The sequence below is a fragment of the Candidatus Methylobacter favarea genome, assembly GCF_902806695.1.
GTDB lineage: Bacteria > Pseudomonadota > Gammaproteobacteria > Methylococcales > Methylomonadaceae > Methylobacter_B > Methylobacter_B favarea.
In genome coordinates this window covers 37,719-59,609 of the sequence record NZ_CADCXN010000045.1, presented here as the reverse complement: position 1 = coordinate 59,609, position 21,891 = coordinate 37,719, and the positions used below count along the sequence as shown (strand labels likewise).

Genomic DNA, 21,891 nt, shown 5'->3' with positions numbered 1-21,891 from the left:
CCGCCATGCCCCCTCACTCAAATTACTCGGGTAACGTTTTTTCCGTTTTTTGTGCTCATACTATTTATTTCATAATCAAAATTGATACCTTATGGGCGAAAAGATGAATTTCCAAACAGCTTCTTAGTCAGCCAGGTTGACCACTCGCCCTTGGGCAGCGGATTGCAGGGCAGCAACAATGAGTTGGCAATTGGCTTTCGCATCATCGAGTGAAAGCAACGGTTTCGAGCCGGTTAACACGCATTCACTGAAATGCTCGATTTCAAGCCGGAAATGATTGGCCCCAGGCAGATGCTCTTCGCACTGCCTGCCCTCTTCAGTCCACCATGAAATGACCGGCACATCATTCGGCAACAGCCATACAGTGTGGCATTTTATACCGCCCTTGGTACCCGTGATTTCGTATTCACTGCGCCGCGCACGCTCAAAGCTGAAATCGAAATGGGCGTATTGACCTGCACCAAAATCAATGATACCGCTGCTGGCGCTATCCGCGCCGCTCTCTACATACTTGGCCATAGCTGTCACTGCTACCGGGGTTTGCTCAAAAAACATCCGCGCTGAATGAATGGCATAACAACCGATATCCCACATCGCGCCGCCGCCGAGTTCGACACTTTTTACCAGACGATACTGTCGCGCCGGCCGCATCATGAATGAATAGCTGGCGCGTACTGACCTGACTTCGCCTATCGTTCCCGAACGAATCAATTCCTGAACGCGCGCATGTTGAGGATGGAACCGATACATAAAACCTTCCATGACCGTCACTTTATGGGCACTGGCGGCAGACTTGATGGCTTCGATATCTGCCACGGTCAGCGCCATCGGTTTTTCGCATAGCACATGTTTACCGCGTTCAATGGCGCGCAACACCCAGTCGGCATGTTCCTGATTGGCAAGAGGCACATAGACGGCCTGAACGCCGGGATCGTCCAGTAGCGCCTCAAGACAGTCATAAGTCTGTACATTCTGTTGATGCGGAGCGAACTGCGCCAAAGTTTGCGCAGCGGCGCCGGGGCGCCGACTGGCAATCGCGACCAGTCTAGCATTGGCTGCCTCGACGATGGCAGGAAGCAGGCGCTCATTGACGCGCGCGGCGCCCAGGATGCCCCATCGTAATGTCGATTCGGTATGCATAGTTAAATCCTTTGCGTATTGCCTCGTATTTCATGTCACCGCATTTGGCAGCAGGCTATTTTTTCCAGCCTAAGCTCAACGGCGAGAACTGCCGAGTTATTATAAGTATGGGTAATATAATAGTTTTTTAAGTAGTATTTGAACTTTTATAAAATTTGAAAAGAATCTGGCACCTTGCCCGGTCTTATTTAGCTTTGATTAATTGTCGGTATTTTTCGTGTTTCGCCCTTGCCTATCGTTAATAAATCCCAGACTAACAGAATAAATCCGGCCAGGGTTATACCTCCGAACAACAGACGCCAGCCCATGGCACGCTGAAAGGAAGGCTCATTCTGCGCGGCAAAATAACCGCCCCAGGTTGAACCTTCCACAGCCCGCTCGATAAACGACTGCTCGTATCCGGCGATCAGCAGCGCGATGGTCATGCCGACTACACCGGCATTTAACAGGCCCAGAGCCCATTTCCAGCGCCAGGCATGGTGAGCGCCGGCCGCCATCCAGACGCCGCCGCGCCATTGCTGGATCGCCAGATAAAAGAAGGCGATGTTGATGGTGGCGTAAGCGCCGAAGAACGACAGATGCCCATGTGATGCGGACCACTGCGTGCCATGCGTATACATATTGATTTGCGGCAATGTATGCATGAAGCCCCAGACGCCGGCGCCGAAAAAGTTGCCGAAGGCATGGGCGACGACCCAGGCCAGGGCTGGATGATTGACAGTTTTGAAGGCATGCACGCCGGCATCATAAACGGCATGCACCACCATCGCCACTAGTGGAATCGGCTCCAGCGCAGAGAAAAAGCCGCCCACCGATAGCCAGTATTCGGGCATGCCGATCCAGAAGTAATGATGTCCCAGCCCCAGGATGCCGGAACCGAACATCAGCGCAACCTCGATATACAGCCAGGTCTGCACGATCTTGCGCCTGACGCCCAGCAGCTTCATCAGCGACCAGGCCATAATCACGCCGACCAGCACTTCCCATGTCGCTTCAACCCATAAATGAATCACCCACCACCACCAGTATTGCTCATGGGTAATATTGGTCATGTAAAACATGCCGGCCAGATATAGCCCCACCAGCGCAATCAAATCCAGGACCAGGACCCCGCCGATGCCCGACCATTGGCCCTTGCTGAAAGTCGCTACGACGTTGTAGAAAAACACCAGCATCACGGCGGTAATGCCGAGGTCGGCCCAGCGCGGCGCTTCGATATACTCACGGCCTTCATTGATAAACCAGAGGCTGGAATCCTTGCCCGGGCCGATCTGGATGAACAGATACACCAGCACCACCAGCGTGACGGCGCCGGTCAGTACCCAGAAGGCGATATTGGCCCATTTCAAGCCGACGATGCCGGTGCCGCTTTCATCCTCGATCAGCCAGTAAATGGAGCCGATGAAACCATACAGCATCCAGACAATCATGGCGTTGATATGCACCATGCGATTGACATTAAAATCGAGAATTTCGTATAGAAAACCAGGGTAGATAAACTGTATCGCGGCCAACATGCCGAACAGAAGCTGTGCAAAAAACAATATAACCGCAACCGTAAAGTATTTAACGGCCAGTTGCTGCCCTGTGCTCAGATTGCTGCTGTCCAGGTTCACCCAGGCTTTGAAGTCGTCGAGGTAAGTGCGCGCTTTATCCAGCAGCCTGTTCGATTTGGGAATGATCCCGTTTAAGTCGCTCGTATTCATGCTCACTCCTGCGCTTCGATGGTTTTGAAATTATAAGGAAAGCCATTGGTATCAATACTCGACATCCATTTGAGAAAGGCGATAATGCCTTTGGCTTCCTGTTCGGTAATGGCCAGATTTGGCATTTTCCGGTTGCTGCCGAAAGTACGGGCGTTGTTGGCAGGATCCATTAAAAATTTCACCATCATGTTTTCGCGCATCTCGCCGGAAATCCAGCCCTGATCCAGCCAGGCTTTTGTTAAATCAGGGGCATAATAAGCGCCATTGCCCAATATGGTATGGCAATTCATGCAGTTCTTGGTTTGTGTGGTTTTTTTGCCCAAATCGACTAATTGCCGGGCTTCTTCTTCAGAGTATTCCTTGCCGAATAAAAACTCGTTGTCACCAATAACCGGCATGGATTTATGCAATGCTGTCTTAAATTGATAATCGATTTTTTTGTTGATGACGGCGTAAGCAGGCACCCGTTTACTGCCTGCGCCGGTTTTGCTTAATGAATCCATGGTCAATATCACCAGAATCACGAATGATCCCGCTGTTACCCAGATTGCTATTTTTTTCCAGAATGATTCTGAAGCCCACAAAGGTGTTTCATTCATCGTCTGCCCCCTTTTGTTTTAATTAAATCCTGGTCAGCATGCGTTTTAACGCACAGATGCCAGATACCTATCGGTGCAAAAAAATAGCCAACCGCCATCGCCATCGAAATGATCAGCCAGTAACCTTGAAAATGTGCCGCCCTTGTTAATTCAGCGACTGAGAGTATCAGCACGGCATAAGAAACCAAAGCTGCAATTTTAATGCGAAAATGCGAATTCACTTTGGACCAGGCAAACAGTAATGCATAGCTTGCGCCTGCCAGTATGATTAAAGCGGCTGAAAAAAACGTGATGAAAAAATCTTGTAAAGCGACGGGCTCGATCATAATGGCTTAACTTCGGTATGGTTTATTAAAAACTGCGCAAAAATGAATAAGGGCAAGAAATGCCGGTCGTGCTCCAGGCCGCCCAGGCCGCTGTAAAAAGGCTCCAATTGGGTAAAAATTAACAATTGGGTAAAAATTAACTTGCATTCATAAAGACTTGATAAGTTTCCCAGCAGTATACAGCTTAATACGGTTTACGCCCGAGAACTGAATTTAAGGCTTTTCTAATCATTGCTGAGTAAAATAAATGCTTGATATCTCGTACTTCCCAAGACGCGATTCGGAACAGATCCAGTAGGATATTGCCGATAAACCGGGCATAACGTTCACGATCATCATAACTTTGGTTCAAATAAGTCATTAAAGCGTAAGCAACTTTTTTGTTTTTGTTATTTATTCATGCGTTTTCCCCTTACTTTCACAGTACTTCCCCTGAACTTTACCTGCATGCAAGACACAAACTAAATTTCATCACATTGCCTTATCAGGATATCGAACAAGGTCGTTCCATTCTAGTACAAAATCAGTTTTTCAAAAGCAGTCAATAGAATTAATCAAATCGCCTTGCCGGTTTCAGGCCTCGGCCTGAAGGCCTTATCTGGCCAACAGTCGTTTCTTTCCCTTGCGCGGATGGGGAGTGCAGAGCTTGTCCGGATCATGGGCTTCATCGAGGGATATGCGGACTTAAATGTGGAAAATAAACAGCAGCTTAAAAGAAATTCTATTGAGCTTTACGAAGAAAGCATTGCGAACTCATAAGTTAGAATGGAATACGCAGGGAAGTTATTATAAAAAATGGAAGACGCATTGAACGGGAGGCGCTTTTTTTGATACGCCTTCGTATCAAAGATCCGAGCTTGCTATAAAGCTGGGCTGCTAGTTCAGGAATGCACGGATGCGCCGTCAAGCGCAGCGCTCATGATGGGATGATTGATACGTCAAGGCGTAAAGTACATCCTCCACGCCTGCAAATTCCTGTCACTTTGTTGACGCCGGATATGTTAACGGCCCTCAGTCATCATGACTGAACCTGACCCGTTCCTCAGCCGAACGCCCCAGTATTTTGGCAAACCACGGCGGCGGGGCGGCAAATACCTTTTGAAATTCCTTCAATTTATCCTGCGCTTCGGTCACTTCTGGAACCTTGATCGGGTAGATATCGGCGCGTATCACTTTTGCTGCGGCCGGCCCGCCTATGGACTGCACGAACATGACATGACAGTCCTTAATCAGATTCGCACGAAACAGGTTTCGATCATCGCTGCTGTCGGCTTCAATAGTTGAGCGTATATCAACCAGTCGATAATCGTGCTGTGATAACTGATAAACTAGAAAACGTATGCAGGAACCGAAATGCCCGTTAATCAGCGCGCCGCTGTTTGAGCCTATCGCGACGCGGATGGAATCGGGCATGTCGCCGTCTTTACAAGGCATAATCTCGGGGATATCTTCATCTTGCGCCTCGTCACCCCACAGATAGCGCACCGCCAGTTTGATATTGGCAAGACCGATGCCTATATCCTCGCCGTCTTCTTCACCATCCAGGCTGCCTATGCCGGTTTTAAGATTGGTGACAGTGATGGCTTTCAGTTTTTCATCATCCAGAGGCGAGCCCACCCGCTCATGTAATATTTCCACCAGTCTGGCTATATCGATACCGGGCAGGATGCGCGATGCCAGAGCGATGCGCAAGGCCAGTTCACGAGGCAGTGCTTGCATTTTCAATCTCCTGATGAGGATGTTCTTTCCAGGCGGAATAGCCGCCTTCCAGGTTGTAAACATGCTTGAAGCCGAAATCGCTAAAAAATTCGGCAAGATGCTCGCTGGCATGCCCGTAATAGCAGTAAATCAACAAACTGCGTTGCTTGTCGCCGCGTTTAAGCAGTGACTCTTTCAAGCCTTCATGGACATGCAGGGCGTCTTCCAGATGGCCCGCCCTGTAATCTTTCAGCTCCCTGCAGTCCAGGATCAGAGGCTTCGATTCTTTAATCAGTTTTTCAGACTCGGTAATGGAGATGGTTTTGTAGTTCATGGCAGTGTTAATGACAGAAAGTCATTCCTCAAAAGGATGCGAAGGTTGTAGCAAAACCGACAATAAAGTAGAGTTTGTTGCTGTAAATGTAGTTATCAGACTTTTCACGTTGCCAGTTCCTGGAGTTAATACGACTATGGATTAACAAGCAAAGCATTTGCCACTATCTTCAGTCGCCTTTATTTTTACGGGTCAGCAGAGATCATCGGCAAAAAAAAGCGCCCCGTACGAGAAAACAGGACGCCAAAGGGACCACGTATTAGAGAGGAACAAATCAAAAGCAGTTAAGTTTATAAATTATACAGCACTAATAATGCCAATATTTAAATTGCACCCACTGCGGCTTCTTTAATCACCACAATGGTGTTTTCTTCCGCTTCTGCAAAGGATACAAGCGGCATTTTCGGCTTGTACGATTTGGCTGCTGCATAAGCGACGGCGACCTTATCTTCACCCGATTGATTTTTCAGCTCGCTTTTTTCAATATACACTTCTTCAAGCAGTTCATTCCATACCAGGCCTTGCTTGAAAGGCAGCAAGTGATAGCTGACGCCTTCCAGTTCAACCTGCATTCCTTTAGCGATATTTTCTACATAAATCAAGGCAATGCAGTCAGGGGCTATATCGTTTTTATATTTATCAACCAAAACAGGCAGTAAATCGAGGGTAGGCAATAGCCCGTTGATAAATTTGATCATGTCGTTTTCAACAATCAAGGCCGAATGAATCAACAGCGCTTCCGGAGGTTTACGGTCTGTTGTTGAGCCTTCGCGCAGAGCGCCTTCTTTTATAACCAGATCGCCGCGGTATGCATAAACTCCGGCATCGCCGGTTTGGCCATTGACCAACGTCACTGTTAATAATCCTTTGGTCTGATAGGTCTCGAGCAGCATTGTTTTTTCTCCTATTTGGTAAAATGTAGATCAGTCTGTGTTGACATAATCCGGAAACAGCTCATAAATTAGCCGGTTTTTCCCTATCAGCCTGTGGGCATTGATAATAACTTGGCTTCAGCTTTAATGTTTTCGGCTTTACCCCAGGCAATAACGCCTTCAACAAACCATTTTGATTTGCCCGGATGGGTTTTAATCACATCGTATTCCGCATAAAAGGTGCCGTCGCTATTAAACTGAAGTCTGCCGATACGCTGTTTTTTAAATTCATCATACCAATAACACGTTAAATTATGCGCTCCGGTATAAGGATCTTTGATGAGCTCAAAACTGGCATGATCGTAATTCGGATAGTGTTTGATTTCGGCTATAGCAAAACCCAGCTTATCTATTTCTTCATTCAATCGCCGGCAAATGGATACGCCCAGATTACGGTTGCTTTTGATCTGCTCGGACAAAACCATAAAATGACCCGGGACTACCAGATCTCTGCCGGCACCATCAGATCGGCAACCGGCTCGCCGCCGAGCAGATGCTGTTCGATGATGGTAATTACATCGTCTTTTTTCAGCTTGCCGTACATGACTCCTTCCGGATAAACCAAAACGCTGGGCCCCATCATGCACGGACCCATGCAGCCGGTATTGGTCAGGGCTATTTTTTCAAACAGATTCCGGGCCTGGATTTCATTCATGAATTCATTCATGATTTCGGCGCAGCCCGTACTGGCGCAGGAACCTCTGGGGTGGCCTTGCGGCCGGTTTTGAGTACAGACGAAAACATGTTTTTCAGGTCTGGGCATATCGTGATCCTTTTAAAAGTCAGGCGGCTTGTTTATGTTCGTGGGTAAAGCAGTCTTTCGGGCAAACTTTCGAGCAGGCTTCGCAACCGATACAGTCAAGGCTGTTTTTTATGCTCATGACCATGCTGTTGTCATCATCGTCTTCAAAATCGCCATAATCATCATCAAAGTCCTCCGGATCAAGCGCATCGGCTTTTTCCACCAGATCGAACACATCACGTGGGCAAACCTTAAAGCAGCGCCCGCAACCTATGCAGGTTTTCTGATTGATGTCAGCTACATAAGCAGGCGTCCATACCGCGCCGCCAAAGGTAACGCCGGTTACAAATTCAGACATGACTTTCTCCTGCTCAGGCCGCTTCAGTTTGCGCTGCAAGCAGTTTTTTACTGGCTTCATCCCAGGCCTTGCAGGTATTATAAGTGGCCTCCGCAATAGCCATCAGTTCACCATAAGCATCAGGCAGGCGGTCTTCAATCAGGTCATGCAGTTCCATGGCCTGTTCGCTGGCCAGGCGTTTGGTTTTTTTGACGTCCTTTTCCAGTTTTCTTAACTCTTCTGCAGTCATTTCAACTCTCCTCAATCAGTAGCGGCGGCGTGGTATTTTTCAATTAAATCCAATGCCTTCTTGATGGCAAGGTCGCTTTTTTCGCGCAGGTCTTCAAGGCTTGAGAAGCCGAAACGATGGGTGTCGCGCAATATTTTATCGACCACAATGAGTTTTCCGACCATGATCAACGCCCGGCCAAAGCCTTCGTGGCTAAGATAGACGATAGGCGCCGCCATCAGACCGGATTTTTTCTCAATCAACGTAGCCAATGAGTTGTAATAGGCTTTCAAGCGGGCTATCGTAATTTCATCGGGATCACCCACTACCGGAATGTCTTTTTTACGTTCCCTGGTCAATACCACGGGGTCGATGATTTTTGCTTCCGGCCAGCCCGCATAGGTATCGTAAGTATCGATTGCGCGTAATTGTTTAATGTAATCCTTGACAATATCGGAATTTAAATTGGCGTCATCTTCCTGCACGACTAATGTAGCGGTGGTCATATTGTTTTCTCCGTTAAATAATTATGGTTTCGCGTGGTCCCGAGCGCTCGGCCGGGAGCCATTGTAAAGGTCATTCATCCCAGCCTTCATCGGCCATTTTATTAAACCGTTCCGGGTCGGGACTCTTATGCTGATTAATTGCTTTTGCCAGCCAACTGGACGGCCCGGCTTTAATTTCATTTTGCAGATCAGCGATTAAGTCTTTAATCCTGCTGCCTTCATGGACCTTGACAGGCTGTATGTTTTTGGCGATCAGCTGATTAATGGCCGAACCGCCTATGGCCTGACAATACACCGCCGCACAGCCGCCCAACAAGTCGATCTTGACGGACAGCTTGTCTTCATTGCCGTCTTCCCGAAGCTCCCCAAACTGGGCGGCTTCCAGAAATTGCGCATCGCCCATATTCACTGCATAGACGGCGAAGGATTTGGCCGAACCGAAATGCTGGTTGACTGTTTCCATATCGGTGGTAGCAAATGCGATTTTTAATGCAGTTTCCATAAACTTTTTCTCATCAGTGCCCTGCACGAGTGCCAAGCGTCTTGTTAATGGCATGACAGCGGGTAGTCGGTTATTTCGCTGGCGGGCTTTTGCGCATATACCGAGCGGTAGACCGGAATTTCTTCATGTGAGTAATTGATGACCAGGTTGGCCAAATCAAACAGCGTTTGCCGCGTTCCGCGGTAACCGATCCAGGTAAGCTGGTAGCCGCCGATAATGTCGTATAGCGGAAAACCCGCTCTTAAAATTGGCGTGCCCAGTCTTTCAGCGGTATCAACAGCATGGGAATTGCCAATAACCAGCTGCGCCTTATTGACCTTGCCGATGTGCTCCAGGTCTTCAAGATCGCCAATTTTGATATTGGCGACAGGAATCCGCGCCAGCAAGGGCACATTGCAGGAGGTGACGGCGGCGACCACTTCTGCGCCCATTTCCTGAACCAGATCAACAAACGCAGCCAATAAATCCGCATCGGCGCCAATAGCGATCCGCAATTGGCCCAGCATAAAATGCGTATCCAGCATCGCATCCTGCAATTGAGAGCGTTGCCGTTCAAGGCGTTCAGGCACATCTTGGCCGCTGATTTCAGCCAATACAGAAATCAGCGCATCATTGGCTTTCAAGCCGTAAAGATGATCGAGAAAATAGCTTGGCACACCGGTTTTTTGTTCCAGCAATTCCGCCGCTTTAATAAGAGATGGGCCGATAACCACGGTCGCCAGGGCATCGCCCAAGGTCGCCATTTCCGATAGCGAGGTGCCGCCTGTCGTCACCGGGCTGAAATCCTCATCAGTGAGACAGCCGTCCAGCGAATCGGAAATATCGGGTACAAAAACGGGCCTGAGCTGGAACTGCTCGAAAATATCCCGCAGAGCTTCCAGGTCACCCGGCGTCAGCATATAACTGACCAGGACATTGACCTGGCGTTTGCGTTTGCCAGGGCAGGTCCCTGCGTCCTTGGCATCCGGCACCAGGGCGCGGATTATTTCGGTGAGGGTCGCCGCATACCCGGTTTCAACACTGCCGCTAAAATCGGGGGTATTGACCGCGACGACGGCAACATCGGCAAATTCCGGGTTTGCTTCCCTGAATTCCCTGACATTCCGCTGCACATCGCAGCCTTGGGTCTCCGCCAGACCCGTAGTCAATATGGTAATCAGGGCCGGGCGGGATTTTTCGGCAATCGTTCTAATGCCCTCGCGGACATTTTCATCTGCCCCCATGACCGAACTGCCCTGATCCATTGCCGTGCTTTGCAAGGGAATGGGTTCTCTAAAATGGCGTACAAAAAAGACCTTGGCAAATGCGGTGCAGCCTTGCGAGCCGTGCAGCATCGGCATCGCGCGATTAAAACCCAGAGTCGCCAGTGAGCCGCCGACCGGCTGGCTGGCTTTTAGCGGATTGACCGATAGCGCCTTGTTTCTTTTCAGAATGTCGGCCATTACGCAGCCTCCTCCCGTTGCAGGCTTTTTTGCTCACCAGAACATTCCTGTTTTTTCCAGGGCGCTGGCGCTCTAACGGCCTTCCATACCGGGCTTTCAATCGTCAGCGCCAGTTGGCGCACCAGTTCCAGCATGCCTTGATAACCTTCATAACCGAATTCGCGCTCCTGATTAATATCCAGGAATGGCACCTTGGCTTTTAACGCGGTATACATGTTGCGGCCGCCGGCGATCAGAATATCCGCCTTGTAATCATGGACGATTTTCAGTAAGGCCCTGGGGCTGCCATCGTCAATCATTACGGTATCCTCGCCCATCAGTTCACGTATTCTGGCCTTGTCCTCTTCGGTGGATTTCTTGGTGCCGGTGGCAACCACCACCATGCCCAGATCCTGCAAGGCGGAAATCACCGACCAGCTTTTTACGCCGCCAGTAAACAACAACACCCGTTTGCCTTTCAGACGGACTTTCCACGGCTCCAGTTCTTTTCTGATCCGGGTTTCTTCACGCTGTATTAATGCCTCGGTACGTGCTGTTAAATCCGCATCGTCAAGTGCTTTGGCGAAATCTCTCAACGCCTGGCTGGTATCGGTAATGCCGTAAAAGCTGCCTTCAAACCAGGGCGTGCCGTATTGCTGCTGCAGCTTGCGGGCGACATTCACCATCGCTTTCGAGCACACCATCATATTGACTTCCGCCTTGTGCATGCTCTGCACTTCCCGGAAACGCGCATCGCCCGACAAGGTGCACAACACGCGCAAGCCCAGTTCATCCAGCAGCGGCAGCACATGCCAGAATTCACCGGCAATGTTGTATTCGCCGACCAGATTAACGTCATGGACTTTAATGCCGGAAGGTGCGGTGTTCAGAGGCAATGGATCAGGATCGCGCGTACCGATGACATATTTGACCATTGCATCACCGGCAATCCGGTTACCCAGATTCTTAGTGCCGTAAAATCCGGCACTGTCGATCGGCACGACCGGAACGCCCCAGCGCTCTTCCGCCGATTTGCATACGGCGCCAATATCATCGCCCACCAAAGCCGGAACACAGGTGTTGTAAATAAACACCGCCGGCGGGGAGTAAGTCTCAATCGCCTGTTTGATGGCGTGGAACAGGCGTTTTTCCGAGCGCCCCATAATAATGTCCTGCTCGGTCAAGTCAGTGGTCATGCCGATGCGGTATAAATCCGCCCCGGAAGAACGCGTGCCGCGGTTATCCCAGGAACTCCCCGCACAGGCAATAGGTCCGTGCACGATATGCGCGACATCGGCAATCGGCAGCAAGGCAATCTGCGCCCCGTCAAACGCACAGCCGCCCGCCGCCGCCCCCGGTTTGGGCTTGGCGCAACCGGACTTTTCCTTCTTGTTATGCTCACAGGCAGGTTCGTCCAGCAGTTCGGCAATGTCTTTGGTTGATTTCATGGCGGCTTTACCAATAGCTTTGTTTAACTTGACTAATAGCAAGCCTTGTGCCATTTCGTATAGCATTGAAATTATTGGGATTTGTTAGGTACGGGTTTGTAGGAAAGCCTACAAAGCGGAGGGATGGATATAACAAGCGGGCTTGTTGGAGCAATCTTGAGCAGGCATAGAGACCGGGGCGTAAGTCATATTGTCTCGTTTAAACCGGGCGGGAATTAATAGCCGGCATCATGAGCATCGACATTCACAGGAATAATCTCCGTGTCAGCCGGCAGAGGGATTTTCAACGGATTTTGTGATCAGTCGCGCGAATCGATGCGGCTATCAACGGAACCATTGTTTTATTGGGGTCAATGCCAGGCATCAGCTCCACGACAATATGCCGACAGTTGTCGCCGTCTTCGGTTTCCCGCGCGAACTTACCGGTCACCCAGGCCCTGATCTCCGGCTGTTCCAGACCTACAGCGACGTTCTCCGGATAAATATTCGCGCCGTAATAGGACACGGTAAAATCCGGCCTTCCGAATACATAGACAAACGGCAGGCTACGCGGGTGCTTATCCTCATTCAGGCCCAGCTCGCCCAGTCGATACCCTCGGTGGCGCCGGCACCGGTCACATCCTGACGAAAGGCGGATAACCCTTGCGCGCCAGATGCCAGCAGCAGGATGTCGTATACAGGCCGCCCACCCAATTGCCTAACGCAAAGCATACCACAGCCAGCGTGTTGCGTTCATGAGCGCGGAAGCTGTCGCAAAATATTTGCTCCAAACGCACAGCGATGTCCAGTTCATACAAGGCGGAGCGCGGCCAGAACGCAGGTTTGCCGGTAGAGCCGGAACACACCGCCACCCGGTCAGAACCTTTGAGACTGCAGTCCAGGCAGCGCTCCGGCAGCGGAGCCTGCATGTAATCGGCCTTGCCCATCATCGGCAACTCTTTAAATGCTTGAAAAGAAGTAATCTCCGCAGGATTTACGCCGCGTGCTTCCAGAAACTGTCGATAGGCCGGAACCTCCGCCGCGTAACGCTGAAACAGGGCCAAAACCTTATCTTCGGGATTGATGGACTGGTGCTCCGCCAGAAGCGTGTCCAGCGGAAATGGAGTCGTGATAATAGATAAATGGCGAGCAAAAAAAGTCTGTCCACCCAGCTTAACCATTTTTTATATTTGTAAAAAAATATAATATTCGGTATAAACCAAAGACGATCATTTAAGCTTTATCTGTTCAAGAACGTGGAAATCGTTCAATAACTGTTAAGTAAGAGGGTTGTGAAATGAATAGGCTTTATCTGGTTTTTATCGGTTCTTTATTTGCTTCCTTTAATGTTTTTGCCGATGTCCAAGGTATCAGAAATAACCCTGATTCCAAGGCTGTGCCTCCGTTAGCGCCAAGTGCGCAAGACTACAAAAATGCTAAAGGAGAATTGCCGACAGTGGATTCGGTACCGCCATCGGCTTATGATAATAATGTGCCGCCTACGAGGGCGACAAGAAAAGGGATTGAGGGACAGGCTCCGAGCGTAAAGTATAAAGGCAAGCCGGCGAAGCTCTATGATTCCGAAGCGCCGGCTCAGCAGAAGACTATGCAGAAAAAATAGGCCTCAATGCAGGAGATCGAGAGGTTAAAAAAGCCCGGTTATACCGGGCTTTTTTATAATATAGGTTATGTGTGCATTAACATGCCCAAGGATATCTTGAACAGGTATTGTTCAGTAAAGTTTGAAACCGGCTGTCAAATTGGCTTCCGCCTTGCCTCATTAATGAGGTATCGGTGGCTCCGTATGACACTACAGATACCAGCCGGTTTGGATTATGCTCCCAACCTGAGGCTACCCCGGTGTATTCCTGCCGTAGATTGAGCACAATAGCGCCGCCGCTCGACCCTCCTGTCATATCAGAACCAAATACACCTGTATTGCCACCGCCCTGATTGACATTGCTGTCCACCCGATGGTTGACGCTACCGCCATCTAAATTATTTGGATAACCTAGTGTAGTTATATGATGGCCGATCATGGATGGATATTGCCAACCTAACCAACCGGTATAGTCACCAATACGCCTACCTGAGGCATTCTTGTTGAAAACGATAACGGCGTAGTCGGCATCATTTGGAACGCTGCCGCCGCCACTATACCAAGTGCCTGTAGTATTGGCGAAAGCCCAATTTCTCCAGATTCCATAGGGCGCACTGCCGCTTCGATAGGCGGGTGCGAATTGGAAGTTGGAATACCATCCACTACTGGCATTATTGCCGGAGTGTACACAATGGCCAGCAGTAACAACGATTCCTGGCTTCACCATGCTGCCGGAGCAGACTTTCCAAAAACCATTAATGGTAAACCAGATCTTGCCGGTAGTGCTGAGGGGGTAGGCGGTATCGCTGGCTTGGGGGAATACTTTGGATGAAGTGAATTGCAGTCCGCTCCCTCCTGCTGCCTGCGGTATAGCCTGGGAATCTTGCTCCTGAGCCTGTGAATCCTGGGGAAATAGAATGGGATTAAAAAGAGTTGTCGCCTTGCCTCTATATTTTATTCGAGGTTCGTGTCCCTCTCCGCTAACCACTTGCATTGATCCGCTTTGCAACACATTATTATCGAATGCAGAATCTGGAAGAGAATCTACCATTGGCATCTCGCTTTTAGCAGTAGCATAGTCCTCTGGATTCGGCATCTGTATCATCTCAACTTGAGAGCTTTTTTCACTGGTAATGCCTTCAACATCAGCAAATGAAAGGTCTGAAGTGAATACCAAAAAAGATAGAGAGATTCCAATTGCAGAGGTTAGGGTTGTATTTTTATTAAATTTCATGGTTTGTTCCTCATAATTAAAATATATAGCGTCAAACCTGTCGCTAGATTTAGATAGATTTCCGGGCTTTCGGAGTCATCTACAGCTTATTGCCACGAGACTAGAACCTTAACGAATGAGTTCTACCCTATAAACCCGCCTGACTTCACTCGTAGGGTTAATACAAAGCGGACAGTAAACATAATCAGCTTAGGTAGTTTGTTCCAATGTGGTGCGATTGATAAAGGGTCAAATGTGAAACATTGAAACTGGCTATAATTTATCTTTTTTTGAGAAGAATGTTTGGCGCATAATTCACTAGAGAAATATGATATATTTCATATTTTTACGCTTTTATTTCACTACTTTAAGACAATATTGTTTATCAAAATAATAAAGCACGAGATATTTCTTCTCCGATTTGCTGGCCTTTAAGGAGGATTTATTTTCTTTATGAGAGCAAGAGAGGATGCTGTATCTAAAAAAGGTGGGGTTTACCTGACAACAAGTCTAATTTGCCTTTAAATGAAGGAGCACACGCAGGTCGTCTAAAACAACATTGCCGTTCTAATCAATAAACAGGCAAGTTTTTTCTTAAAATCTTCTTCTACAATTCTACTGTAAAGCAAACTCTTCTAGTGATTAGTGAAATTACACCCTCGTAAACGCCATATCAATGGCCAGACGAAACGTCTGGTTAGTCATAAAACAGAAGGCTAAAATAGCACCCAAGCGTTCTTCATTATTGAAGACGCAACCCCAAACCTATCAGATGGAATCATTGCATGAAAATAATTTCCTGGAATGTCAATGGCGTTCGCGCTGTGCAAAGCAAGGGCTTTGCCGAAACGCTCGCCCTGCTTGATGCCGACTGCATTCTGCTGCAGGAAACCAAGGCCCAGACCGATCAGATCGATAAGGCGCTCGAGGGCATCGATAGTTACCGGATTTATTCCAACTGTGCTGAACGCAAGGGTTATTCCGGCGTCACGATTTTATCCCGGAAAGAACCGCTGCAAATTATCTGTGATATCGGCATTGCCGAGCACGACCGGGAAGGTCGTGTGATCGTCGCCGAATTCGAACATTTTTTCCTGCTCAACGTTTATGTGCCGAATTCGGGCGAGGCATTGGCCCGGCTGGATTACCGCCAGACCTGGGACCTTGAATTTCTGACCTATTGCCGGCAGCTGCAAAGCAAAAAACCGATCATTGCCTGCGGCGATTTCAATGTCGCGCACCGGGAAATCGATATCGCCCGCCCGAAGCCGAATTACAATAAATCGGCCGGCTATACCCAGGTCGAAATCGACGGCTTCAGCCGTTTTCTCGACGCCGGACTGGTCGACACTTTCCGGCATTGCCATCCGGACACCGTCGCTTACAGCTGGTGGAGTTTCCGCGCCGGCGCCAGGGCAAGAAATGTCGGTTGGCGGATCGATTATGTGTTGACCAGCGAAGTTCTGGCCGGCAAAGTCAGGCGAGCCTTTATTCTGCCGGACATTACCGGATCGGATCATTGTCCGGTCGGCATCGAGATCGATCTTTAAGGCTATTTGAATGAATGCTGACGATTTAATCCTCCCTTATCCCAGAATAATCATGCCGGGTTTTTCTTCCGCTCCTTGCGCCGCATCACTAAATAAAATGAGTTTTATTTTGTTGGTTGGTTGTGAGGTGCTAAGCCCAACAATCCGGTGCTTCAGCTGTAGGGGTTTGCACCTCGGAATCTGCAAAATCTTAAACCCTCAATAAAGCCTTGGCCATTCTTTCGGAAAGCTGCGCTTCGACGAATTGCGGTTCGTTGGGCGGATAAAGTTCGACTTCATCCAGTTCAAAGTTATATTCTTTTCCCAGCGCGATCAGTTCCCTGACTTTTTGTACGGCTAACAGTTTTTCCTTCAGTTCAGGATCTGTTTTAGCGTGTTCAGAGAAGGCTTTAATTTGTGCAATTGACATTGTGTTTACTCCTGTTTTTAAAAATAAGCTTTGCCTTGCAAAGCAGTTGATGAAAATCCGATGTTAGAATCGCTACAATAAATCAGAAGATATACAACCTCCGTCGATATACTGAATTTACTTTGCAGCCTGCGACTCGGGCACCGCTCTGTCAGAATGGATTGGCATAGGCCGGAAGGCCATGATTCCATGCCGAAATAACGGAATAGAAAATATACTTTGACTTTGCTGGTAATTATTGCTAAACGCTATAAGGTGAGTTAACCCAGTCTTTAAGAACCGCTATATCACGTTCCGGTAAATAAGAAAAATCTCCGCTGACATCCTTGAAAACCGCTACGCCGCTGTGCGACGTAACCAGTTTGCCTTTCACCATATAAAAAAACCAGGCAAAGGGATAGCCTGCCTGACGATCGAAACGGCTTAACAGGTTATGCAGCGAGACGCCTTTTTTGCCGTTAAGATTTCCCATCTGCGGCATGTTTTTTTGCTGGGTATTGATAATTTCAATGTTAATTTGTTGTTCTCCGAAGCGGCCGGTATGCCGGAAAGGGCGCACTATCCAGTCATCGGAAAGTACAGCTTTTTGCAGAGCACTGCTTCGGTTCCAGTCATCTATAAAACGTTGTACCGGATGTTCTTCGAGATGGTATTTATTGATTTCATCCATGAAAATCGCCACGTCAGTTTTACGCCGATACGAATAACGTGCGGCTCCGATACAGAATGTTTCCATAGATTCCGGGATCAGGGGATCAATAAACTCTTCCAGATCTTCGGGCGGATTATGTTCACCGACCAGTAAGCGATCCGACATTTCACGGGTTTTATCGATGTCGATCTGTATGAACTGCTCTGCTTTACAGCCCGTTTGAATCACAAAATGCAGGGTGTTGCCGGTTTGCCGCGTGGCAATCAGCTTTTGTTCCCGTGCATGATCAATCAGGGTTTGCAGGTTTTTGCCGCATTCGATATAGGTTCTTTCCGTCCATTCGATCAAATCATTAGCGATACGGTTGCCAGCCATATCGACAATGCCGCCCAGTCGATACCATTCTTCTCCCGTTTTGGCCACCCGAACAGGATAATCGGGGTTGAGCGATTGCAGCCTTGATAATAAAGTGTCGTCATTCCGGCCGGGCAAAGTGCGCTTGCATATTTTTGCAAGCTGTTGCCCATCAAGTTGAAAAGGTTGATCCGCCATAATCAGGTTTAGGTTTTCTCGATTCCGTTTGCGCCGTTCGCATGGGCAGTTAATCGTTCCCGCGCCGACGCTCTGACATCAGGCTCGGGATCATTGATGAGACCGGCCAATGCCTCGGGCGCCACGCGCTGGACAGCAGTATAGCGAACCATCCAGTCGGGATCCTTTAAAAGCGTCACGGCATCCGCAGGACTCATGCGTTCAGCTATGATGCGCCTTACTTCAGGCGCATCATCATGAGCCATCAAGCCCAGGCTGACTTCGGGTAAACGTTCGGCGACCACTTTTCTGACCTGCAAATCCTTGTCGCGGATAAGACGGAACAGGCGGCCGATCGGCAACCGCCGGGCCACGGTTAATCTGACAATGTAATCACGGTCACTGGCCAGTTTTTCCAGTTCTTCAGGTGCAATCCGATCGGCGACGGTCATGCGCACTTCCCGGTCAGGATCATCGATCAGCTGATTTAGCTGGATTTGAGGCAGGCGATAGGCGACTGCCCGCCTGACCACTTCATCTTCATCATAAATCAGCTTGGCGAGTGCTTTCTGAGGTGCGTAGCGAACGGCAATCGCGCGTCTTTCCCAAAACATATCGCCCAGGTAGTGCTCGGCATAAGCCGGATTGATTCGAAAAAAGCGGTCAATTTGCCGGCCGCTTTCAACGAATACACAGGCATCGCCGGGTATACAGCGCCCCATCAGCAGGGTTTTGCCGCGAACAGGGCATAGGCTGCAATCGGCAACAGGAACACTAACGGGGCTTTCAGGGGCAGACATGCAATCAGTTCCGTTCAATCAGCGATGATTTCCGCAACCACAATACCCGTTGCAGTCTCATAATCATTGGTCAGGCACAGGCAATGTTCACGGCCGTCAATCAAATAAAGATTGAAGTCTTTATGCTCAATGACCGGCGTATTATTGGGCAGATCGTCATCCATGCAATAAGTGAAATGGATCGATTGATAGTGCTGCCTTAAGGCAGAAACCGTAGTTTCATCAACGCCCGAAGTTTCAATTGTTGCCGCTATGGCATTGACCTGGCTTTGGCTAATCATCCCGTCGCTTCCCTGTCGAATCTGAACCGATTATTTACTTCAATACCCATGACTTTAGCCAGCCAGGGCGGCGGCGTATCGGCAATAACAGTTTGCAGTTGACTGACAACTTCAGCAATGGGATCAATAGCAGGTAGTTTAACGGGATGGATGCCCAGCTTGACAATTTTTGCCGCCGCAGGGCCGCCCACAGAGGCCATGTAAATTACTTGGCAATCCTGGATCAATTCTGCTCTAAACAGATTTTTATCATCCACTTCCAAACCAACAGGACTTTCCGTGGAGCGAATGTCGATTAAACGGGCTTCATCGGCTAAAACCTGGTAGATCATGAACTGGCTGCAGGAACCGAAATGACCATCAATGTTAATGCCGTCATTGCTGGCGAAGGCAATGCGAACAGAGCCCGGCATATCGTCTTCGCTATAGGCATCAATTACGGGTTTCAGTACTGTATCCGTTTCGGCGCCAGATTTAAGAATGTGCAACGCCTTTTTTAGTAAAACGTCATTCATGTCTGAAAACTCGCCTTCATCGGCAAATTTAAATGTTTTCAGCTTAATGCGGCCCAATTTATCTTCCGTTATCGGTAAGCCAATGCACTGGGTCAGCACATTAAACAGGCGTCTGGCATCAGTATCCGGCAAAGCACGTGCGGCCAGTCCGATACGTAAAGCCAGTTCTCTTGAGAGTGTGTCCTGGCTGCTCATAGGTTTATGCCTCTAGCGGCAGTATGCAGTTATCAATTGGACAGACCTTGACGCACTGGGGCGCGTCAAAATCCCCTTCGCATTCGGTGCAGGTTTTTTTGTCGATTTTAAAAACAATAGCGCCTTCGGTGATGGATTGGGTAGGGCACACGGGCTCGCAGTCGCCGCATGAAATGCAATCCGCTTCAACAATATATAAAGCCATGATTAGTCTCCTGAATCTAAACGTATTGCGCGCAAGGTAACGGGGAAATCCGGCTGTTCATCCATCGGTTCAAAATAATACTTTGAACCGTCGCTGAGTAGAACTTCACCGCCCCATTTATCGGAGCTGTCAAATTCAACGGATTCCGCCACTTCTTCCAAATCTTTTTTAGCTATGTAGAAGACCAGCTTGCCTTCCGGGTTTTTTTTCAACATGACTCTAGGCATCGGGTTCTCCGTTTACACGCATTAAAGTTGTGGGGCAAAAAGCCCTCTCCAGATGGAGAGGGTTGGGTGAGGGGAAATCAACACATGAAAAAGCCTATTTTTATCCCCTCATCCCGGCCTTCTCCCTGAGGGAGAAGGGGCGCGTACTAACGAACCAAATCGAAGTTATAGTCAGTCGTACCCATGCCGCTGGTATCTTTATCCAGCTGTTCCAGAACGGCATTAACCAGGGTTGTCAGCATGTAAATAGCGCCTTCATAACCCAGCGTGGTCATTCTGTGCAGATGGTGCCGGTCAAAGATCGGGAAGCCGATGCGTATCAACGGCACTTCAAAGGCTTCGCCTTTCCATAAGGTATCGCGTTGAATGTACTTGCCGTAAGAATTGCCAATCATGAAATCCGGTTTGTTGGTAAACATCAAGGAACGGAAATGCCATAGATCCTTGCCGATATGAACCTGGGTATTTTGGCCATAGGGTGATTCCTTGAGCATTTTGTCCATCGCTTTCTGCCAGCGTTTGTTGGCGTGATTGCACAACACATCCGTGGGTTCGGCGCCCAATTCCAGCAGGAATTTGGTCATGCCCATACAGAAGTCGGCGTCTCCATACAAAGCAATCTTTTTGCCGTGCATCCAGGTGTGCGAATCCGTCATCATGTCCACCAGACGGCCGCGTTCTTTTTCCAAAGATGCGGGAATCGGTTTGCCGGTAAGTTCCGAGATTTTCATCAGAAACTCATCGGTCCATTGCAGGCCCATCGGAATATTGATGGCGGTGGCAGGCTGGTGCCAGGTATTTTGGACAAATTTTTTGGTTTTTTCCAACTGCCAGGGTTGCAGCAGCAAAGTATCAATCGCATTGGGCGCGTCCTTGATTTCATCTTGCGTGGTGCCGCCTGAATACATGCGGAAAGTGCCGTCCGCAGGCGTGTCCAGCACTTCGGAAGGATCGCTGAGCAAGGAATAATCAACGCCCATTTCCTTCATCATGCGATGCATGACGCGGTAGTTGCCCAGATAGGTTTCAAAGCCGGGCACCAGGTTGATCTTGCCGTTGGAGCCGACTTTCTTGTCGTCCATGTAGTTGAGTGTGAAATAACGGGCCATGCCTTCGAACATATTATCCCAACCGGTGGTATGACTGCCGACAAAGCTGGGCGTGTGGGCAAAAGGCGTGGGAAATTCCTGCTCGATATTGCCGGCTTTTTTGACGTTGTTGATGAAGGCGTTCAGGTCGTCACCGATCACTTCAGCCATACAGGTTGTTGAGACGGCGATAATATCCGGCTTGTACAAGGCTTTGGCGTTTTCCAGCCCGGCCATCATGTTTTTCTGGCCGCCGAAAACAGCCGCATCCTCGGTCATGGAATCGGATACGCAAGAAACAGGCTCTTTGAAATGGCGGTTAAAATAGGTGCGAAAATAAGCCACGCAGCCTTGCGAGCCATGCACATAAGGCAGGGTTTTTTCAAAGCCCAGAGAGCACAGTACCGCGCCTAGCGGTTGACAGGCTTTGGCAGGGTTTACGGTTAATGCTTCGCGCTTGAAATTGAGATCCTGATATTCCTTGGTAGTCGTCCATTGGAAGACCTCGTCCGTTTTTTCATCAGAATAACGTTCTTCGAACGCTTGACGTTTGTTGGCCAGGTTTTCCTTGTATTCATCGCTTCTGAATAAGGGATAGCTGGCTTTAATGTTATCGACTTCTTGACTCATGATAATCTCCTGCGCGCCACTAATCTGTGGACGACGCGTTGAAGGAACTGTAGGGGTGGGCAATGCCGTTCTGCCCACCAATTTTGTTACCCTATT

At 49.0% G+C, this 21,891-nt stretch carries 29 protein-coding genes; 3 read left to right on the top strand and 26 right to left on the bottom strand.

Annotated elements, in window-relative coordinates:
* Positions 1-123 precede the first annotated feature (123 nt).
* From HUX64_RS04675 to HUX64_RS04660, 4 genes are all read right to left on the bottom strand, one after another.
* Positions 124-1,140 carry a Gfo/Idh/MocA family protein gene (locus HUX64_RS04675; RefSeq protein WP_174625075.1) on the bottom strand — a complete coding sequence of 339 codons (1,017 nt, stop codon included), beginning with the start codon at positions 1,138-1,140 and terminating at the stop codon, positions 124-126.
* Positions 1,141-1,328: 188 nt separating this feature from the next.
* Positions 1,329-2,846: a cbb3-type cytochrome c oxidase subunit I gene (locus tag HUX64_RS04670; RefSeq protein WP_174625074.1), complete on the bottom strand. Its 1,518-nt coding sequence runs from the start codon at positions 2,844-2,846 to the stop codon at positions 1,329-1,331.
* Positions 2,847-2,848: 2 nt separating this feature from the next.
* Positions 2,849-3,445 carry a c-type cytochrome gene (locus tag HUX64_RS04665; protein WP_174625073.1) on the bottom strand — a complete coding sequence of 199 codons (597 nt, stop codon included), beginning with the start codon at positions 3,443-3,445 and terminating at the stop codon, positions 2,849-2,851.
* On the bottom strand, positions 3,442-3,771 hold the full coding sequence (locus HUX64_RS04660; protein WP_174625072.1) for a hypothetical protein: 330 nt from the start codon (positions 3,769-3,771) through the stop codon (positions 3,442-3,444). The genes HUX64_RS04665 and HUX64_RS04660 overlap by 4 nt, the downstream gene beginning before the upstream one ends.
* A gap of 564 nt (positions 3,772-4,335) precedes the next feature.
* Here HUX64_RS04660 and HUX64_RS04655 point away from each other — a divergent pair.
* Positions 4,336-4,530, top strand: coding sequence for a hypothetical protein (locus tag HUX64_RS04655; protein WP_174625071.1), 195 nt, complete (start codon positions 4,336-4,338; stop codon positions 4,528-4,530).
* Between the two features lie 252 nt (positions 4,531-4,782).
* Here HUX64_RS04655 and HUX64_RS04650 read toward each other — a convergent pair whose 3' ends face one another.
* The 13 genes from HUX64_RS04650 to HUX64_RS19560 all read right to left on the bottom strand — a co-directional run bounded on the left by HUX64_RS04650 (position 4,783) and on the right by HUX64_RS19560 (position 13,080).
* Positions 4,783-5,490, bottom strand: coding sequence for a dinitrogenase iron-molybdenum cofactor biosynthesis protein (locus HUX64_RS04650; RefSeq protein WP_174625070.1), 708 nt, complete (start codon positions 5,488-5,490; stop codon positions 4,783-4,785).
* Positions 5,471-5,803 carry a rhodanese-like domain-containing protein gene (locus HUX64_RS04645; RefSeq protein ID WP_174625069.1) on the bottom strand — a complete coding sequence of 111 codons (333 nt, stop codon included), beginning with the start codon at positions 5,801-5,803 and terminating at the stop codon, positions 5,471-5,473. Before HUX64_RS04645 ends, HUX64_RS04650 begins: the two co-directional genes overlap by 20 nt.
* 323 nt (positions 5,804-6,126) lie before the next feature.
* Positions 6,127-6,696, bottom strand: a complete 570-nt coding sequence (locus tag HUX64_RS04640) for a hypothetical protein (protein WP_174625068.1) — start codon at positions 6,694-6,696, stop codon at positions 6,127-6,129.
* A gap of 86 nt (positions 6,697-6,782) precedes the next feature.
* Positions 6,783-7,160, bottom strand: coding sequence for a hypothetical protein (locus HUX64_RS04635; protein ID WP_174625067.1), 378 nt, complete (start codon positions 7,158-7,160; stop codon positions 6,783-6,785).
* Positions 7,161-7,174: 14 nt separating this feature from the next.
* Entirely contained in the window at positions 7,175-7,498 is a 324-nt protein-coding gene (locus tag HUX64_RS04630; protein ID WP_174625066.1) for a (2Fe-2S) ferredoxin domain-containing protein, read from the bottom strand.
* A gap of 19 nt (positions 7,499-7,517) precedes the next feature.
* Positions 7,518-7,835, bottom strand: a complete 318-nt coding sequence (gene fdxB / locus HUX64_RS04625) for a ferredoxin III, nif-specific (RefSeq protein WP_174625065.1) — start codon at positions 7,833-7,835, stop codon at positions 7,518-7,520.
* 13 nt (positions 7,836-7,848) lie between these two features.
* A complete protein-coding gene (locus tag HUX64_RS04620; RefSeq protein ID WP_174625064.1) occupies positions 7,849-8,064 on the bottom strand; it encodes a CCE_0567 family metalloprotein in 216 nt (71 codons plus the stop codon).
* An 11-nt stretch (positions 8,065-8,075) separates the two neighbouring features.
* Positions 8,076-8,549, bottom strand: coding sequence for a NifX-associated nitrogen fixation protein (locus tag HUX64_RS04615; RefSeq protein WP_174625063.1), 474 nt, complete (start codon positions 8,547-8,549; stop codon positions 8,076-8,078).
* A 70-nt stretch (positions 8,550-8,619) separates the two neighbouring features.
* Positions 8,620-9,105 carry a nitrogen fixation protein NifX gene (gene nifX / locus HUX64_RS04610; protein WP_246246897.1) on the bottom strand — a complete coding sequence of 162 codons (486 nt, stop codon included), beginning with the start codon at positions 9,103-9,105 and terminating at the stop codon, positions 8,620-8,622.
* Complete coding sequence (gene nifN / locus HUX64_RS04605) at positions 9,096-10,493, bottom strand: nitrogenase iron-molybdenum cofactor biosynthesis protein NifN (RefSeq protein WP_174625062.1); 1,398 nt, start codon at positions 10,491-10,493, stop codon at positions 9,096-9,098. The genes nifX and nifN overlap by 10 nt, the downstream gene beginning before the upstream one ends.
* Positions 10,493-11,920 (bottom strand): nitrogenase iron-molybdenum cofactor biosynthesis protein NifE, encoded by a 1,428-nt coding sequence (gene nifE, locus HUX64_RS04600; protein ID WP_174625078.1) that lies wholly within the window; start codon positions 11,918-11,920, stop codon positions 10,493-10,495. The genes nifN and nifE overlap by 1 nt, the downstream gene beginning before the upstream one ends.
* Positions 11,921-12,203: 283 nt before the next feature.
* Positions 12,204-12,425: a hypothetical protein gene (locus HUX64_RS19565; RefSeq protein ID WP_246246896.1), complete on the bottom strand. Its 222-nt coding sequence runs from the start codon at positions 12,423-12,425 to the stop codon at positions 12,204-12,206.
* Between the two features lie 109 nt (positions 12,426-12,534).
* Positions 12,535-13,080: a phenylacetate--CoA ligase family protein gene (locus tag HUX64_RS19560; RefSeq protein WP_246246895.1), complete on the bottom strand. Its 546-nt coding sequence runs from the start codon at positions 13,078-13,080 to the stop codon at positions 12,535-12,537.
* Positions 13,081-13,196: 116 nt separating this feature from the next.
* Between HUX64_RS19560 and HUX64_RS04590 the strand changes: the two genes are divergently transcribed.
* Positions 13,197-13,520, top strand: coding sequence for a hypothetical protein (locus HUX64_RS04590; RefSeq protein ID WP_174625061.1), 324 nt, complete (start codon positions 13,197-13,199; stop codon positions 13,518-13,520).
* Between the two features lie 76 nt (positions 13,521-13,596).
* Here the strand turns inward: HUX64_RS04590 and HUX64_RS04585 are convergent, their stop codons facing one another.
* Complete coding sequence (locus HUX64_RS04585; RefSeq protein WP_174625060.1) at positions 13,597-14,733, bottom strand: trypsin-like serine peptidase; 1,137 nt, start codon at positions 14,731-14,733, stop codon at positions 13,597-13,599.
* A 764-nt stretch (positions 14,734-15,497) separates the two neighbouring features.
* Here HUX64_RS04585 and HUX64_RS04580 point away from each other — a divergent pair.
* Positions 15,498-16,262 carry an exodeoxyribonuclease III gene (locus HUX64_RS04580; protein ID WP_174625059.1) on the top strand — a complete coding sequence of 255 codons (765 nt, stop codon included), beginning with the start codon at positions 15,498-15,500 and terminating at the stop codon, positions 16,260-16,262.
* 190 nt (positions 16,263-16,452) lie between these two features.
* On the opposite strand, the gene HUX64_RS04575 is transcribed toward HUX64_RS04580, so the two are convergent.
* The 8 genes from HUX64_RS04575 to nifK all read right to left on the bottom strand — a co-directional run bounded on the left by HUX64_RS04575 (position 16,453) and on the right by nifK (position 21,795).
* A complete protein-coding gene (locus HUX64_RS04575) occupies positions 16,453-16,671 on the bottom strand; it encodes a Nif11-like leader peptide family natural product precursor (RefSeq protein ID WP_174625058.1) in 219 nt (72 codons plus the stop codon).
* 241 nt (positions 16,672-16,912) lie between these two features.
* A complete protein-coding gene (locus tag HUX64_RS04570; protein WP_174625057.1) occupies positions 16,913-17,875 on the bottom strand; it encodes a hypothetical protein in 963 nt (320 codons plus the stop codon).
* 8 nt (positions 17,876-17,883) lie between these two features.
* Positions 17,884-18,654 (bottom strand): 4Fe4S-binding leucine-rich repeat protein, encoded by a 771-nt coding sequence (locus HUX64_RS04565; RefSeq protein ID WP_174625056.1) that lies wholly within the window; start codon positions 18,652-18,654, stop codon positions 17,884-17,886.
* A gap of 14 nt (positions 18,655-18,668) precedes the next feature.
* A complete protein-coding gene (locus HUX64_RS04560) occupies positions 18,669-18,935 on the bottom strand; it encodes a DUF6129 family protein (RefSeq protein WP_174625055.1) in 267 nt (88 codons plus the stop codon).
* A complete protein-coding gene (locus HUX64_RS04555; RefSeq protein ID WP_174625054.1) occupies positions 18,932-19,645 on the bottom strand; it encodes a dinitrogenase iron-molybdenum cofactor biosynthesis protein in 714 nt (237 codons plus the stop codon). Before HUX64_RS04555 ends, HUX64_RS04560 begins: the two co-directional genes overlap by 4 nt.
* 4 nt (positions 19,646-19,649) lie before the next feature.
* Complete coding sequence (locus tag HUX64_RS04550) at positions 19,650-19,850, bottom strand: 4Fe-4S binding protein (RefSeq protein ID WP_174625053.1); 201 nt, start codon at positions 19,848-19,850, stop codon at positions 19,650-19,652.
* A 2-nt stretch (positions 19,851-19,852) separates the two neighbouring features.
* Positions 19,853-20,065: a putative nitrogen fixation protein NifT gene (gene nifT, locus HUX64_RS04545; protein ID WP_246246894.1), complete on the bottom strand. Its 213-nt coding sequence runs from the start codon at positions 20,063-20,065 to the stop codon at positions 19,853-19,855.
* 158 nt (positions 20,066-20,223) lie between these two features.
* Positions 20,224-21,795, bottom strand: a complete 1,572-nt coding sequence (gene nifK, locus HUX64_RS04540; protein WP_174625051.1) for a nitrogenase molybdenum-iron protein subunit beta — start codon at positions 21,793-21,795, stop codon at positions 20,224-20,226.
* Between the last annotated feature and the right edge of the window lie 96 nt (positions 21,796-21,891).